Source organism: Klebsiella sp. V115_8, from assembly GCF_029967715.1.
In the GTDB taxonomy this organism is placed as follows: domain Bacteria; phylum Pseudomonadota; class Gammaproteobacteria; order Enterobacterales; family Enterobacteriaceae; genus Klebsiella; species Klebsiella quasipneumoniae.
The window spans coordinates 48339-62960 of sequence record NZ_JASCAR010000040.1 but is presented as its reverse complement, the minus strand read 5'-3'; the positions used below and the strand labels follow the sequence as shown (position 1 = coordinate 62960).

Genomic DNA, 14622 nt, shown 5'->3' with positions numbered 1-14622 from the left:
AATTTACAGAGGGTGTTTTTGTTTTGTATTAATAACTATGTTGCGATGCGCTAAATAATTTGTGCTGGGGAAAGGCGGCAAATTTTCGCATCCCTGGGAGCATACAATCGTATGTGACCAGGGTAAGAAAATGCAGCCAACGCATCACCAGCGCGAAGTATGACGCGCATTTACCATTCGGCGACAGAGCCATCCTCATACCGCCACAACGGGTTTCGCCAGTCCGGCGCGTTTTTACTTAACTCAATCACGCGGGCCTCATCAATTTCCACGCCCAGCCCCGGCTTCATCAGTGGTTTAAAGAAGCCGCCTTCCATATTGAAATCTTCTTTGTTTTTCACAAAATCAAGCAGTTCGGCGCCTTTGTTGTAGTGGATCCCCATGCTCTGCTCCTGGAAGACCGCGTTATGCGAAACGAAATCAACGTGCAGACAGGCTGCCAGTGCGATCGGCCCCAGCGGACAGTGCGGCGCCAGCCCAACGTCATAGGCTTCCGCCATGCCGGCAATTTTATAGCATTCGGTAATACCGCCTGCGTGCGACAGATCGGGTTGTAAAATAGCCACCCCGCCCGCTTCAAGGACCCGTTTAAATTCAAAACGCGAAAACATACGTTCGCCGGCGGCAATAGGGATATGGGTTTGCGCCGCCAGCCGCGGATAATATTCCGCCTGCTCGGCTAATACCGGCTCCTCAATAAATAATGGGCGATACGGTTCCAGCTCTTTAATTAATACTTTGGCCATCGGCGCGCTTACCCGACCATGAAAATCGAGGCCAAACTCAATTTCATTGCCAAACGCTTCGCGGATTTGCGCCACGGTATTCACCGCCGCATCAACCGCGCGGGAATTATCAATGATGCCCATCTCTTCGCAGCCGTTTAATTTAAAGGTATCGAAACCAATGCCGCGCAGCTTCTTAATCCCGTCAATCACTTCGGCGGGGCGGTCGCCGCCCACCCAGCTGTAGGCTTTAATTTTGTCGCGCACCAGCCCGCCCATCAGTTGCCAGACCGGGGCATTCAGGACCTTACCTTTAATATCCCATAACGCCTGGTCAATACCGGCGATGGCGCTCATCATAATCGGACCGCCGCGATAAAAGCCGCCGCGGTACATCACCTGCCACAGGTCATTAATCCGCGCCGGATCCTGACCAATCAGATAATCGCCAAATTCATGAACGGCGGCTTCCACCGTTCGGGCGCGCCCTTCAATCACCGGTTCTCCCCAGCCGACGATGCCTTCATCGGTTTCAATCTTCAGGAACATCCAACGCGGAGGTAAACGGTACGTGGTGATATTGGTTATTTTCATTTCACTGCCTCTCGATACGCTTTTACGAATGCGGCTGCCTGCTGCGCGGTACGTTCAACCGACTGGCCGGCACGATAGAGATCGCTCCCCAGCCCAGCCCCCACACAGCCGGCTTTAATCCACTGCGCCAGGTTTTCCGGCGTCACGCCGCCGACGGCAAAGACCGGAATTTCCGGCGGCAGCACGGCTTTCAACGCTTTGATGTAATCCGGGCCAAAAGCCGATGACGGGAAAATTTTCAGCGCCTGCGCGCCGGCATCGAGCGCGCTGAAAGCTTCGCTGGCGGTGGCGCAGCCTGGACATACGGTCATGCCGTAACCCACCGCTCGCCGGATCACTTCCGGTTGAATGTTTGGCGTCACAATCAGCCGACAGCCCATGGCCGCCAGCCGATCGACCTGCTCCGGTTGCAGCACGGTGCCCGCGCCGATAAGCGCCTGCTCGCCGTAAGCGTCGACGACCTGCGGAATACTTTTCTCCCACTGCGGCGAGTTCAGCGGGATTTCGACCGCGTCGAAACCGGCGTCGATAACGGCGCCAACGTGAGCCAGCGCCTCGTCTGGCGTAATACCGCGCAGAATAGCGATAAGCGGAAGGTTAGTTTGCCACTGCATAAGCGATGCTCCTTATTCCTGTCTGAAATGCCGTATCGCCCGCAACCGCAGTGACTTCGCGGCCAATGGCGCGGAATGCCTGCTGATAGCGGGACGTTAACGATGACCCGGCGACGAGGGTAATCGCCTGCTCTCCGGCGAACGTGGCGCTGAGGGTGGCAACTTCAGCGCCAATCAGCAGGCCGGAAAGAAATTCGCTAACCTGCTCGCGAGGCAACGCGCCCAGCACGTGCGAAGCGCGCACTTCAAACAGCTGCGGCAGGACGGCGGGGTTGTTGATACCGCGCTGCAGACCGGCCGCGAATGCGTCGGCGGACGTTTCCTGCGGCGGCAAGCCGGCGCCCACCAGCGAGTGCTGAAGCAACAGATGATGCAACTCACCGGTCAAAACGGTACGAAAATCGTGAATTTGCAGGCGATCGGCCAGTACCCATTTGCAGTGGGTTCCTGGCATCACATAGACAGACGAAGGGGCTAAGGCGCGTGCGCCCAGCAGTTGCGTTTCTTCCCCGCGCATGACGTTATGGTTATCGTCACGGGAAACGCAAAGGCCGGGAATTATCCAGATATTGTCGCCAACGGCAGTTAACTGCTGGCCAATATCCGAGAAAGCGGCAGGAAGCGGCAAATAAGGGGCAATTTTCCAGCCCACGTTGCTACCGACCATACCTGCCATCACCACCGGTGTGGCGCCATCGCGCCAGTATTGTGTGATTTCCGCTAACACCGCAGCGGGAGATCGACCATTCAGGCGCGTTACGCCTGCTTCAGATTGCCTGCTTTCCAGGCATTCTTCGCCCTGGTACAGCCAGGCGCGTAAATTCGTCGATCCCCAATCTATTGCGATGTAGCGAGCCGTCATGTGATTTCCTTGAGCCTTCGTGTCGAGCTGGCGATCATCGTCAACGCCGCCTGCTCTGCCGCGTCGCTATCCTGATGCCGAATGGCGTCAAATAGCGCTTTATGTTCCTGGAGCGTTTTCGGCATGTTGCCTTCATCGCCCATCCAGGTCCGTTCAAATACCGCCCGCTGCAGCGAACTGATCGCCACGCTAAGCTGCTGCAAAACCGGATTATGTACTGACTGCAGCACCGCCTCGTGGTAGCGAATATCCGCTTCGTTAAAGGCATCCCGGTTTTGGTTATTAGCAATCATGTCATTCAGCGCCGACTCGATTTCCGCCAGATCGCTTGAGGTGGCGCGTTCCGCCGCCCAACGTGCGATGGCGGGTTCAACCAGGTTGCGCACTTCACTCATGGCGCTGATAAGACGCGGGTCATAGTCATTTTCCAGTACCCACTGCAGCACCTCGGTATCGAGGTAGTTCCACTGGTTTCTGGAGGCGACAAACGCGCCGCGATAGCGCTTCATTTCAATCAGCCGCTTCGCCATCAGGGAACGAAACACTTCGCGGATGATGTTGCGCGAGGTTTCAAACTCCTCACAGAGTTCCGCTTCGGCCGGAAGCGCCGAACCGGGAACGTATTTACCGCTGACGATTTGTCTGCCCAGCGAGATCACAATGCGATCGGTCTTATTGAGAGTCATGGAGAGTCCTTGTGCTCTATGTGTACTGCTCTACTTTACCGTCGCTGCTGAATTTCGCCTCATGTTTGTACTACTAACGTGATGCTGTACGTTATCAACATGAGCGCACTGTAGTACAATATTATTGTGTTGTACTACAATTTGGATCACAAAAAGAACAATCCATGGAAATTAAAACGCAGCAGCCCTGGCAAGAGGCGATAAGAGAGAAAAAGAAGGGGAGGACGCGTTAAAACGCTTCGCCGACCTGGAAGTAAAAGCCGCTGCTGCCTTTGCCGATACCGTAGTCGAGGCGAACGTTAACGCGAGGTTTGAATTCAAAGCGGTAGCCGACGCCCGCCGAAGGCAGCCAGCGTCCGTCATTCAGGGAATCCATGGATGGCCCCATGGTTCCCGCCCCGGCCCAGGCCACAATCCCGTGTCGCCAGGTGAGCTGCCGGCGGTATTCCAGTTGGCTGCTAACGACGTTTTTGTCGCGATAACGCCCCTGATAGTAGCCGCGCATCCGCTCATCACTGCCCAGCAGGGGCATCATGCTCCATGGCACATCGCCCTGGGTGAAAGCGCCATCGGCCTCCCAGGCGAGGACGCTCTTCTCGCTGAGGGCATGATAATGGCTATAGTGCAGCTGAAATTCGTCAAAGCGGGTATCGCTGCCTAAGCCGGGCGCATAGTGGGTGTAACGGAAGTTGGCATACTGACCCCGGCGCGGATTGGGGACAAAGTCGCGATCGTCCCAGTTGAGCGCGACGCTGGCGCCCGAGCTGAATACCGACGGCCCCTGCGGGGTATTTTCAATTTTCGGCAAATCGTTATGGTCCATCTCATCGGCATTCTGCGCCGCCAGCGACCATCCGGCGCCGAGATAAACATTGTCGATAAGCTGCCGGTAGACCGTCGGGCGCAGGGTCAGCACCTGGGCGGTATATTTCTCTTTTTCGTTGTCTTTATCGCCGGCATGAAAGCCTTGTCCCCAGAAATACGTCGGGGTGTTGGCCATCGATCCATCAACAAAAATTCGCCATCGGTCGTGGTCAAAAAAAGCGTAGTTTTTCACGCTAAGGCCGAAGGCGCCGGTGGAGCTGGCGTAGCCGCTGAGCGTCAGCGTGGAATTCTGGCTGGTGGTATCCTGCGGATCGGGACGGTAGAGACCGACGACGGCAGTGCCGATGCCCAGCCCCAACTCCGGCGTATAGAACGGACCGGGCATCACGCCCCAGTCAATGCCTTTGCTGGCGTCGAATTCATCGCTGGCGCCGAGATGCTGCAGCCAGCCGTCGATTTGCTCGCGGCTGATGGCCTGCGCCTGGACCGGCGCGCATAGCGCCCATGTCAGAAGCAACAGAACAGGGTTAAGCGGTCGGCTCAAAAGCGATACTCGCCGGAGATAAAGAAGCTGTTACGCTCGGCAAAACCAAACTCCGTGGTGATATTAAAATTCTGCGTCAGCTCATACTGCGCTCCCACCAGCACGTTCCACGGCGACTGCAGATGCTGTTTCACATCAAAGCGGCCATGATTGTCCTGGTTGGCCAGGTTGACCATGTTTTGCAGCATCGGCGACGGCATCGAGAGATCGTTAAGGCTACCCTTAAACTCTTGCTGCACGTCCTGATACATGCTGCCGACCCATAGATTCAGCTTTCCGGCCGGGAGATGTAGCGCATCGACCGATGGCGTATTGAAACGATAGCCTACGCGAGGCGAAAAGGTAAACGCATCGATGCTGCCGTCGAGGATATCAAAGCGCGTCTGGGTGTAGTTAGCGTCCAGTACGGTAAACCAGTTGCCGATGCCGCCCACCAGCGTGGTGCCCATCCCATAGGTGGTGCCTTTAAAATCGAGGCGAAAGTCGAGGTCCTGCATCCCCGGCATCGGCACCACTTTGCCGTTCGGCCCCTTCAGCCCGACGGCAATCTGCGAAATGGAGTGCCCCTCGGTGTGTCCGACGAGACCATAAACATTCATAAACGGCAGCAGCCAGGCATCCAGCTTGAGCGTCTCGGTTTTGCTGCTTTCCCGCGTATTACCGACGCCAATCTGGAAGGCGTTGTCCAGCGAGACCGGCCCATTTCCGAAAATGTGCTTCACGGCGCGTTTGCAAACAGGATCCTTACCGCAATCGATATTGCGGCCGTCCAGCGACAGGCCGGTGAAGCTAATGCTGTCGACATTAATATTCTGCCGCATATCCATATAGTTAATGCTGACGCCAAACGGCAGCGGCAGGACGTAGCCACGCTTTCTGGCCTCGTCGCCTAGCAAAGGGAGTAGCGAGGACGATGCTGTCGCCGCAGGCTGGCGACTTTCTGGCGCCGGCAGATCCGCGGGCTCGGCGCCGTGATAGGCGTACGCCGGCTCAAGCGGCGTTGTTGGTTCCGCGGCCGCGCAGATCTGAACAGAGGCGAATGGCAGCGTAACCAACATCAAATAATGGCGTTTATTCATGAAAAATCTGATGTTAGTTCTGAATTGCAAAAAAAGAGGGCGGGTAGCTTATAGAATCCCCTGTGCGGAATAAGGGATTTAAATGCGGATTAACATCTGTTCATGAAAAAAGAGAAGACAGGCCCGACGAACGCCGGACCTGAAGGAAGCTTACGCTAAAACGTATTTTTCAATAGCGAAGGCGACGCCATCATCGAGGTTCGATTTGGTAATGAAGTTCGCCGCTTCTTTGACCGCCGGAATGGCGTTATCCATCGCCACGCCGACGCCGGCAAATTCAATCATCGCGATATCATTTTCCTGATCCCCTATCGCCATAATCTCTTCCGGTTTGATACCCAGCGCATCGGCCAGCGACTTCACGCCGGTGCCTTTATTGACGCGTTTATCCAGTATTTCGAGGAAGTAAGGCGCGCTTTTCAGCACGGTGTACTTTTCTTTCACTTCCGCCGGGATACGGGCGATGGCCTTGTCGAGGATCGCCGGCTCATCGATCATCATTACCTTCAGCAGCTGGATCTCAGGGTCCATCTTTTCCGCTTCGCAGAACACCAGCGGGATGGTCGCCACATAGGATTCATGCACGGTGTAGTAGCTGATATCGCGATTCGCGGTATACAGCGTATTGCGATCGAGCGCGTGGAAGTGGGAGCCGACTTCGCGGGAGAGCTGTTCGAGGAAGCGATAGTCGTCATAGCTCAGCGCGGTTTGTGCGACGGTGCTGCCGTCCCCGGCTTTCTGCACCAGCGCGCCATTGTAGGTGATGCAGTAATCACCCGGCTGCTCCATATGCAGCTCTTTCAGATAGCTGTGGACACCCGCGTAAGGGCGGCCGGTGGTCAGCACCACGTTCACCCCTTTTTCACGGGCGGCGGCAATGGCGTTTTTAACGGCGGGAGAGATAGTGTGATCGGGCAGCAGCAGCGTGCCATCCATATCAATTGCAATCAGTTTAATAGCCATAGGATCCCCGGGTAAGATGAGTCTTCCCTCATGCTAACGCGATTCCGCTCAAAAAACAGTAAAAGTGTCGGCCAGAAAGGGGGATGGAACCGCAGCAGAGGATTCCCCTTTTACTGGCAAAGAAAAGCCCGGTCGCGCTATGCGCCCGGGCTCAGACATTCCGTTACCCCGGTCAAACTCGCGCCGGGGGAACACACGGCTTAGATATCGATATTCGCCGCTTTCAGGGCGTTCTCTTCGATAAACGCGCGACGCGGTTCAACGGCATCACCCATCAGGGTAGTGAACAGCTGGTCGGCGGCAATCGCGTCCTTGACGGTCACGCGCAGCATACGGCGGCTGTCCGGATCCATGGTGGTCTCCCACAGCTGATCCGGGTTCATCTCGCCCAGACCTTTATAGCGCTGGATAGAGAGGCCGCGACGGGACTCTTTCACCAGCCAGTCCAGAGCCTGCTCAAAGCTGGCTACCGGCTGACGGCGTTCGCCGCGCTCGATGTAAGCATCTTCTTCCATCAGGCCGCGCAGTTTCTCGCCCAGGGTACAGATACGGCGATATTCCGGCCCCATAATGAACTCATTATCCAGCGGATAGTCGGTATCCACGCCGTGGGTACGAACGCGAATAACCGGTTCAAAATGCTGCAGCTCTTTGTTCTCATGGAGATCAAATTTCCACTGGCTGCCGTGCTGCTCTTTCTCATTCAGCTCGGAGACCAGTGTGTTCATCCAGCGGGTCACCTTCTGTTCGTCCGCCAGATCGGCCTCGGTCAGGGTCGGCTGATAGATAAGCTCTTTCAGCAGCGCTTTCGGGAAGCGGCGCTCCATGCGGCCAATCATTTTCTGGGTGGCGTTAAACTCAGCAACCAGTTTTTCCAGCGGTTCGCCCGCCAGCGCTGGCGCATTGGCGTTGGTATGCAGGGTGGCGCCGTCGAGGGCGATGGCAATCTGATACTGATCCATCGCTTCGTCGTCTTTAATATACTGTTCCTGCTTGCCTTTCTTCACTTTGTACAGCGGCGGCTGAGCAATATAGACATGGCCGCGCTCGACGATCTCCGGCATCTGACGATAGAAGAAGGTCAACAGCAGGGTACGAATGTGCGAGCCGTCGACGTCCGCATCGGTCATGATGATGATGCTGTGATAGCGCAGTTTGTCCGGGTTGTACTCATCGCGGCCGATGCCGCAGCCCAGAGCGGTGATCAGCGTGGCCACTTCCTGGGAAGAGAGCATCTTGTCGAAGCGGGCTTTCTCAACGTTGAGGATTTTGCCCTTCAGCGGCAGGATCGCCTGATTCTTGCGGTTACGCCCCTGCTTCGCAGAGCCGCCCGCGGAGTCCCCTTCCACCAGGTACAGTTCGGAGAGCGCCGGGTCGCGTTCCTGGCAGTCCGCCAGTTTGCCCGGCAGGCCAGCCAGATCCAGCGCCCCTTTACGGCGGGTCATCTCACGGGCACGACGCGCGGCTTCGCGCGCGCGCGCGGCGTCAATAATTTTGCCGACCACGATTTTCGCATCGGACGGATTTTCCAGCAGGTATTCGCTCAGCAGTTCGTTCATCTGCTGCTCAACCGCCGATTTCACCTCGGAGGAGACCAGCTTGTCTTTGGTCTGCGAGGAGAACTTCGGATCCGGCACTTTCACCGATACCACGGCAATCAGGCCTTCACGGGCGTCGTCGCCGGTGGCGCTGACTTTCGCTTTTTTGCTGTAGCCCTCTTTGTCCATGTAGGCGTTGAGGGTACGGGTCATCGCCGCGCGGAAGCCGGCAAGGTGAGTCCCCCCGTCACGCTGCGGAATGTTGTTGGTAAAGCAGTAAATGTTTTCCTGGAAGCCGTCGTTCCACTGCAGGGCCACTTCCACGCCGATACCGTCTTTTTCAGTAGAGAAATAGAAGATATTCGGGTGGATCGGCGTTTTGTTCTTGTTGAGATACTCAACGAACGCCTTGATGCCGCCTTCGTAGTGGAAATGATCTTCTTTGCCGTCGCGCTTATCGCGCAGGCGGATAGAGACTCCGGAGTTCAGGAACGACAGCTCGCGCAGGCGTTTCGCCAGGATATCGTATTCAAACTCGGTGACGTTGGTGAAGGTTTCCAGGCTCGGCCAGAAACGCACCATGGTGCCGGTTTTGTCGGTCTCGCCGGTCACGGCCAGCGGCGCCTGCGGCACACCGTGCTCATACATCTGCTTGTGCACTTTGTTATCGCGCTGGATAACCAGCTCCAGCTTCTGCGACAAGGCGTTAACCACCGAGACGCCTACGCCGTGCAGACCGCCGGAGACTTTATAGGAGTTATCATCGAATTTACCGCCAGCGTGCAGGACGGTCATGATAACTTCCGCTGCGGAGACGCCCTCTTCCGGGTGAATGCCGGTCGGGATGCCGCGGCCGTCATCCTGGACGGAGACGGAGTTATCGCTGTGGATGGTCACCACGATATCTTTGCAGTAACCCGCGAGCGCTTCGTCGATAGCGTTATCCACAACCTCGAATACCATGTGGTGCAGACCGGTGCCGTCATCCGTGTCGCCGATATACATACCCGGGCGCTTACGCACCGCATCCAGCCCTTTCAGGACTTTGATACTGGAGGAGTCATAAGAATTCGACATCAACGTTTCTCGCTCATTTAATCTTGGGTTAATCAGTTATTTTACCTTTTTCCACGCGGAACATCTTCGAATTTTTGTCCGACATGTCCATAACGTGCTCAGCGCTGATGGCGCTGACGAAAACCTGCGACTGCGTCGCTTTCAGGCGACTGGATAACAGACCGCGGCGGGCATCATCGAGTTCCGAGGCAAAATCATCTATCAGGTACAGGCAGCGCCGCCCGCTGACGCGGGTGAGGAACTCGCCCTGCGCCAGACGCAGGGCGCACATCAGCAGCTTAAGCTGCCCGCGCGACAAGGTATCTTCCACCGGCGCCCCGTCGGCGCGAATACGGAAATCCGCTTTATGCGGGCCGTGGGCGGTATAGGTTAACATTCTGTCACGCTCGAAATTCCGCTCCAGCACTTCAGCGTAGTCGGTCTCTTTTTCCCAGCCGCGCTGGAAGGAGAAAGAGAGCGAGAATTCCGGTAAAAATTGCTGACAGGTATCCGCCATGTCTTCGACGATAGCGGCGCTGTATTCGGCACGCCAGCGGCTGATCTGCTCCGCCAGCGGGATTAATTCCAGATCCCATGGGCGCAGCTGGGCATAACGGCTGACCTGACGCAGCGCGGCGTTGCGCTGCTTGACCAGGCGCTTCAGGTTGCTCCAGGCGGTGAAGAATCCGGCTTCGTTATGAAAGCATCCCCAGTCAAGGAATGCTCTTCTGTATTTGGGGCCGCCGTTGAGTAAAGTAAACCCCTCCGGCGTAATCAGCTGCATCGGCATCAGGTGCGCCAGCTCCGCCACTTTGTGGCCGTCGGTGCCGTCGATACGCACCTTGCTGTCGCCCTGTTTGTCTTTGGTCAGGCCGATGGCGGTTTCCCGCTCTTCGCCCTGCAGACGGCCATGCAGAACAAAGGCCTCCTGCTCGTGGCGGATCACCCGGCCAATTTGCAAACTGCGAAACGCCCGGCCATGGCCGAGCGTGTAGATGGCTTCCAGCACGCTGGTTTTGCCGCTGCCGTTCGCGCCAACCAGGAAGTTAAAGCCGGGAGATAAAGCGAGATCCGCATGTTCAATATTGCGGAAATCTTTGATAAGTAAGCGCGTCAGTGACATATCTGGGTTTCTTCGGGCCAGGGCGTAATCGGCGCAGCCAGTTTCAACGCGGACTGCGCGCAGACCCTGGAGCGTACACGAAGTACGTGACAGGGACGAGCACAGCCCAGGTTGAAAATGGCAAGTAAGATAGCCCGATATTTTCTATAAGCGCATAGGCATGACAACATAGGCTGCGCTTTGTGAAGCCGCATCCTCAATCTGCACGCTCGACACCGAATCCGTCAGCAGAATGCGCACATTCTCGCACTTCAGCGCGTTCAGCACATCCAGCACGTAGCTAACGTTGAAGCCAATCTCCATCTCCGTGCCGGCGTAGGTCACGTCCAGAATCTCTTCCGCTTCTTCCTGCTCCGGGTTATTGGCGGTGATTTTCAGCTGATTTTCGCTAACGTACAGCCGCACGCCGCGGAATTTCTCATTGGAGAGAATCGCCGCGCGGGCAAAGGCCTGCTTCAGAATATCGCAGCCCGCTTCGAGGTGTTTATCCGGATTTTTCGGCAATACGCGGCGATAATCCGGGAAACGGCCATCAACCAGCTTCGAAGTGAAGATAAAATCGCCGACATGGGCGCGGATATTATTGCTGCCGATCTGCACGCGCAGCGGCGTATCACCGCCGTCGAGCATCCGCATCAGCTCAATCACCCCTTTACGCGGCACGATCACCGAATGGTTCGGCAGCGACGCTTCCAGCGGCATCGAACAGACCGCCAGACGGTGACCGTCGGTAGCGACGGTGCGCAGTTCGCTGCCTTCGGTTTCGAACAGCATACCGTTTAAGTAGTAACGAACATCCTGGTGCGCCATCGAGAACTGCGTCGCTTCGATCAGACGCTTCATGGTCGCCTGCGGCAGGGTAAATTCCACCTCGCTCTGCCAGTCGTCAAGATTCGGGAAGTCGGCAGCGGGCAGGGTCGACAGCGAGAAGCGGCTGCGGCCGGAACGCACCAGCATGCGATCGCCTTCCAGCTGCACCGCGATCTCCGCGCCTTCCGGCAGGCCGCGGCAGATATCAAAGAATTTACGCGCCGGAACGGTGGTGGCGCCCGCTTCGTGCGGCTGAACCAGCGCCACGCGCGCCACCATCTCCATTTCAAGATCGGTACCGGTCAGCGACAGCGCGCCGTCCGCGACCTGAAGCAGCAGGTTACCGAGAATGGGCAGCGTCGGACGACCACCTAACGGACCGCTCACCTGTTGCAGCGGTTTTAATAAATGTTCACGTTCTACGGTAAATTTCATAGCGTCACGAGGATAATGTTCTGATTAAATTGGAAAAATCTTCTTTAATGTCGTGGCTTTCTTCACGCAGCTGCTCAATCTTGCGGCAGGCGTGCAGCACGGTGGTATGGTCGCGGCCGCCAAACGCATCGCCGATTTCCGGCAGGCTGTGGTTGGTCAGCTCTTTGGCCAGCGCCATCGCCATCTGGCGAGGACGCGCCACCGAACGGGAGCGGCGTTTGGACAGCAGGTCCGCTACCTTAATCTTGTAGTACTCCGCCACCGTCTTTTGAATATTGTCGATGGTGACCAGTTTTTCCTGCAGCGCCAGCAGATCGCGCAGCGCTTCGCGCACGAAATCGATAGTGATCGCCCGGCCGGTGAAGTTGGCGTTGGCGATAACGCGGTTCAGCGCCCCCTCCAGTTCACGCACGTTTGAGCGCAGGCGCTTGGCAATAAAGAACGCCACTTCGCCCGGCAGGCGGATGTCGTTCTCATCGGCTTTTTTCATCAGGATCGCGACGCGGGTTTCCAGCTCCGGCGGCTCGATCGCCACCGTCAGCCCCCAGCCGAAGCGGGATTTCAGACGATCTTCAACGCCGTTGATCTCTTTGGGATAACGATCCGAAGTCAAAATGATCTGCTGATTACCTTCCAGCAAGGCGTTGAAGGTGTGGAAAAACTCTTCCTGGGATCGCTCTTTATTAGCGAAGAACTGAATGTCATCGATCAGCAGGGCGTCAACGGATCGGTAGTAGCGCTTAAACTCTTCGATGGCGTTGTTCTGCAGCGCTTTAACCATGTCCTGAACGAAACGCTCCGAGTGCATATAGACCACTTTGGCGTTCGGTTTACGCGCCACGATACCGTTCCCCACCGCGTGCAGCAGGTGGGTTTTACCCAGGCCCGTTCCGCCGTAGAGGAACAGGGGGTTATAGGCGCCGCCCGGGTTATCCGCCACCTGACGCGCCGCCGCGCGGGCCAGCTGGTTAGATTTACCTTCGACGAAGTTATCAAACGTGTGTTTCACGTTAACGTTAGAACGGTAGGTCGGCTCCGCCGGCGCCGGGACATTATCCCAGCCAGGGCGCACGATCGTCGGCGCCACGCGCGCGGTCTGCACCTGCGCCGCCGGGATAGTCGCTGCGGCCGGGCTTACCGCCCCTTTCTGCAGCGAGCTGGCGGGCTTAGCTCCCACCTCAAAACGCAGCTGCGGGGCGTCCGCACCGCAAAAATCATTGAGGAGTCCATTGATATTATTGAGGTATTTGTCCCTTACCCAGTCGAGCACAAAACGGTTTGGCGCATACAGTGCCAGCGTGTTATCGCTCAGTTCCGCCTGCAATGGGCGGATCCACATGCTGAATTCTGTGGCTGGTAACTCATCCTGCAATCGGGCAAGACACTGCTGCCAAAGCGAAAGTGACACGGCGGACTCCACTCGAACATAAAATCGATATCAAAGAAAAACTGAAACAATCGTGATTGTTGGCACACGTCGACAAGACCCTGCATTAGCCGAAAAGCCCCTGCACAAAAGGGGTGACGTGCGAACCGCTATCTGCGGTTATTTCCCGCTGCGGATCCGGGGATCGCGATCGGGACCGGGGATCATAGCCTAAACTGAGAAAGAGATCTTGTGTTTCTCAACAGATTCTTCCCGATTTATCCACAGGAAGGATCGAAACCGGGTAAGTGTAATCGATCCTGGGAAGAGTGAAGCACGATTTCCGCCGCATATTGGAAAAATTAATGAGCTATGCCGCTTTTGGGCGGAAACGATCTAACAAAGATCCTTCAGGATCCTTGCGCTTTACTGGCCAGGCCGTATAATCCCCCACCCGGCGCGTAATGCCCGTTTTCGTCACGCGTCTCAGCTTATTTTTTGTGCGACGAGGTGCGAGAAATAAGGAAAGAGAATTGACTCCGGAGTGTACAATTATTACAATCCGGCCTCTTTAATCACCCACGCTGAGGCGTAAGTCGTTCGAAGTTCGTTCGGGTCTACGCAAAAGTCAGTGAATTTATTCAAGTTTAGGTAGAAATCGCCATGAAACGCACTTTTCAACCGTCTGTACTGAAGCGCAACCGTTCTCACGGCTTCCGTGCTCGTATGGCTACTAAAAATGGTCGTCAGGTTCTGGCACGTCGTCGTGCTAAAGGCCGCGCTCGTCTGACCGTTTCCAAGTAATAAAGCTAACCCTGCGTGGTTAAGCTCGCATTTCCCAGGGAGTTACGCTTGTTAACTCCCAGTCATTTCACTTTCGTCTTCCAGCAGCCACAACGGGCTGGCACGCCGCAAATCACCATCCTCGGCCGCCTGAATTCGCTGGGGCATCCCCGCATCGGTCTCACCGTCGCCAAGAAAAACGTGAAACGCGCACATGAACGCAATCGGATTAAACGTCTGACGCGTGAAAGTTTTCGTTTGCGTCAACATGAACTCCCGCCAATGGATTTCGTGGTGGTGGCGAAAAGAGGGGTTGCCGACCTCGATAACCGTGCTCTCTCGGAAGCGTTGGAAAAATTATGGCGCCGCCATTGTCGCCTGGCTCGCGGGTCCTGATCGGCCTGATTCGAGTTTATCAGCGCCTGATTAGTCCGCTACTCGGGCCGCATTGCCGTTTCACCCCAACCTGTTCTCAATACGGAATTGAGGCCTTACGCAGGTTTGGAGTGATAAAAGGCAGTTGGTTGACGATGAAACGCGTATTAAAATGCCACCCTTTACACCCTGGTGGTGACGATCCCGTCCCGCCTGGACCATTTGATACCAGAGAACACTAACG

General features: G+C 56.3%; 14 protein-coding genes. 3 read left to right on the top strand and 11 right to left on the bottom strand.

Features of this window, described 5'->3' with window-relative positions:
- Positions 1–170: 170 nt before the first annotated feature.
- The 11 genes from dgoD to dnaA form a co-directional block, all read right to left on the bottom strand.
- On the bottom strand, positions 171–1319 hold the full coding sequence (gene dgoD, locus QLG03_RS18520; protein ID WP_004150286.1) for a galactonate dehydratase: 1149 nt from the start codon (positions 1317–1319) through the stop codon (positions 171–173).
- Complete coding sequence (locus tag QLG03_RS18515; RefSeq protein ID WP_117129486.1) at positions 1316–1933, bottom strand: 2-dehydro-3-deoxy-6-phosphogalactonate aldolase; 618 nt, start codon at positions 1931–1933, stop codon at positions 1316–1318. Before QLG03_RS18515 ends, dgoD begins: the two co-directional genes overlap by 4 nt.
- Positions 1917–2795, bottom strand: coding sequence for a 2-dehydro-3-deoxygalactonokinase (locus QLG03_RS18510; protein WP_032454430.1), 879 nt, complete (start codon positions 2793–2795; stop codon positions 1917–1919). Before QLG03_RS18510 ends, QLG03_RS18515 begins: the two co-directional genes overlap by 17 nt.
- Positions 2792–3481 (bottom strand): D-galactonate utilization transcriptional regulator DgoR, encoded by a 690-nt coding sequence (gene dgoR, locus QLG03_RS18505; RefSeq protein ID WP_032454431.1) that lies wholly within the window; start codon positions 3479–3481, stop codon positions 2792–2794. The genes QLG03_RS18510 and dgoR overlap by 4 nt, the downstream gene beginning before the upstream one ends.
- Positions 3482–3710: 229 nt before the next feature.
- Positions 3711–4826 carry a BamA/TamA family outer membrane protein gene (locus QLG03_RS18500; protein ID WP_162543142.1) on the bottom strand — a complete coding sequence of 372 codons (1116 nt, stop codon included), beginning with the start codon at positions 4824–4826 and terminating at the stop codon, positions 3711–3713.
- A gap of 20 nt (positions 4827–4846) precedes the next feature.
- The gene (locus tag QLG03_RS18495; RefSeq protein WP_023291454.1) at positions 4847–5929 is read right to left on the bottom strand and encodes a hypothetical protein; all 1083 of its coding nucleotides are present in this window, start codon (positions 5927–5929) and stop codon (positions 4847–4849) included.
- Between the two features lie 150 nt (positions 5930–6079).
- On the bottom strand, positions 6080–6892 hold the full coding sequence (yidA, locus tag QLG03_RS18490; protein WP_023291455.1) for a sugar-phosphatase: 813 nt from the start codon (positions 6890–6892) through the stop codon (positions 6080–6082).
- A gap of 200 nt (positions 6893–7092) precedes the next feature.
- Complete coding sequence (gyrB, locus tag QLG03_RS18485; protein ID WP_255989690.1) at positions 7093–9507, bottom strand: DNA topoisomerase (ATP-hydrolyzing) subunit B; 2415 nt, start codon at positions 9505–9507, stop codon at positions 7093–7095.
- A 28-nt stretch (positions 9508–9535) separates the two neighbouring features.
- Complete coding sequence (recF, locus tag QLG03_RS18480) at positions 9536–10609, bottom strand: DNA replication/repair protein RecF (RefSeq protein WP_023291459.1); 1074 nt, start codon at positions 10607–10609, stop codon at positions 9536–9538.
- Positions 10610–10753: 144 nt separating this feature from the next.
- Positions 10754–11854, bottom strand: a complete 1101-nt coding sequence (gene dnaN / locus QLG03_RS18475; RefSeq protein WP_004145090.1) for a DNA polymerase III subunit beta — start codon at positions 11852–11854, stop codon at positions 10754–10756.
- Between the two features lie 4 nt (positions 11855–11858).
- On the bottom strand, positions 11859–13262 hold the full coding sequence (gene dnaA, locus QLG03_RS18470) for a chromosomal replication initiator protein DnaA (protein WP_017899658.1): 1404 nt from the start codon (positions 13260–13262) through the stop codon (positions 11859–11861).
- Between the two features lie 621 nt (positions 13263–13883).
- On the opposite strand from dnaA, the gene rpmH reads away from it, so the two are divergent.
- Genes rpmH through yidD form a run of 3 tightly spaced genes read left to right on the top strand, consistent with a single transcriptional unit; the run spans position 13884 to position 14620 of the window.
- Entirely contained in the window at positions 13884–14024 is a 141-nt protein-coding gene (rpmH, locus tag QLG03_RS18465; protein WP_000831330.1) for a 50S ribosomal protein L34, read from the top strand.
- Between the two features lie 15 nt (positions 14025–14039).
- On the top strand, positions 14040–14399 hold the full coding sequence (gene rnpA / locus QLG03_RS18460; RefSeq protein WP_004151535.1) for a ribonuclease P protein component: 360 nt from the start codon (positions 14040–14042) through the stop codon (positions 14397–14399).
- Positions 14363–14620 (top strand): membrane protein insertion efficiency factor YidD, encoded by a 258-nt coding sequence (gene yidD / locus QLG03_RS18455; protein WP_004151536.1) that lies wholly within the window; start codon positions 14363–14365, stop codon positions 14618–14620. The genes rnpA and yidD overlap by 37 nt, the downstream gene beginning before the upstream one ends.
- Positions 14621–14622: the final 2 nt, after the last annotated feature.

What these genes read in the sequence shown, in the direction of transcription:
- dgoD (WP_004150286.1), bottom strand. Translation starts at nt 1,319, where the DNA reads ATGAAAATAACCAATATCACCACGTACCGTTTACCTCCGCGTTGGATG.
- QLG03_RS18515 (WP_117129486.1), bottom strand. Translation starts at nt 1,933, where the DNA reads ATGCAGTGGCAAACTAACCTTCCGCTTATCGCTATTCTGCGCGGTATT.
- QLG03_RS18510 (WP_032454430.1), bottom strand. Translation starts at nt 2,795, where the DNA reads ATGACGGCTCGCTACATCGCAATAGATTGGGGATCGACGAATTTACGC.
- dgoR (WP_032454431.1), bottom strand. Translation starts at nt 3,481, where the DNA reads ATGACTCTCAATAAGACCGATCGCATTGTGATCTCGCTGGGCAGACAA.
- QLG03_RS18495 (WP_023291454.1), bottom strand. Translation starts at nt 5,929, where the DNA reads ATGAATAAACGCCATTATTTGATGTTGGTTACGCTGCCATTCGCCTCT.
- yidA (WP_023291455.1), bottom strand. Translation starts at nt 6,892, where the DNA reads ATGGCTATTAAACTGATTGCAATTGATATGGATGGCACGCTGCTGCTG.
- gyrB (WP_255989690.1), bottom strand. Translation starts at nt 9,507, where the DNA reads ATGTCGAATTCTTATGACTCCTCCAGTATCAAAGTCCTGAAAGGGCTG.
- recF (WP_023291459.1), bottom strand. Translation starts at nt 10,609, where the DNA reads ATGTCACTGACGCGCTTACTTATCAAAGATTTCCGCAATATTGAACAT.
- dnaN (WP_004145090.1), bottom strand. Translation starts at nt 11,854, where the DNA reads ATGAAATTTACCGTAGAACGTGAACATTTATTAAAACCGCTGCAACAG.
- rpmH (WP_000831330.1), top strand. Translation starts at nt 13,884, where the DNA reads ATGAAACGCACTTTTCAACCGTCTGTACTGAAGCGCAACCGTTCTCAC.
- yidD (WP_004151536.1), top strand. Translation starts at nt 14,363, where the DNA reads ATGGCGCCGCCATTGTCGCCTGGCTCGCGGGTCCTGATCGGCCTGATT.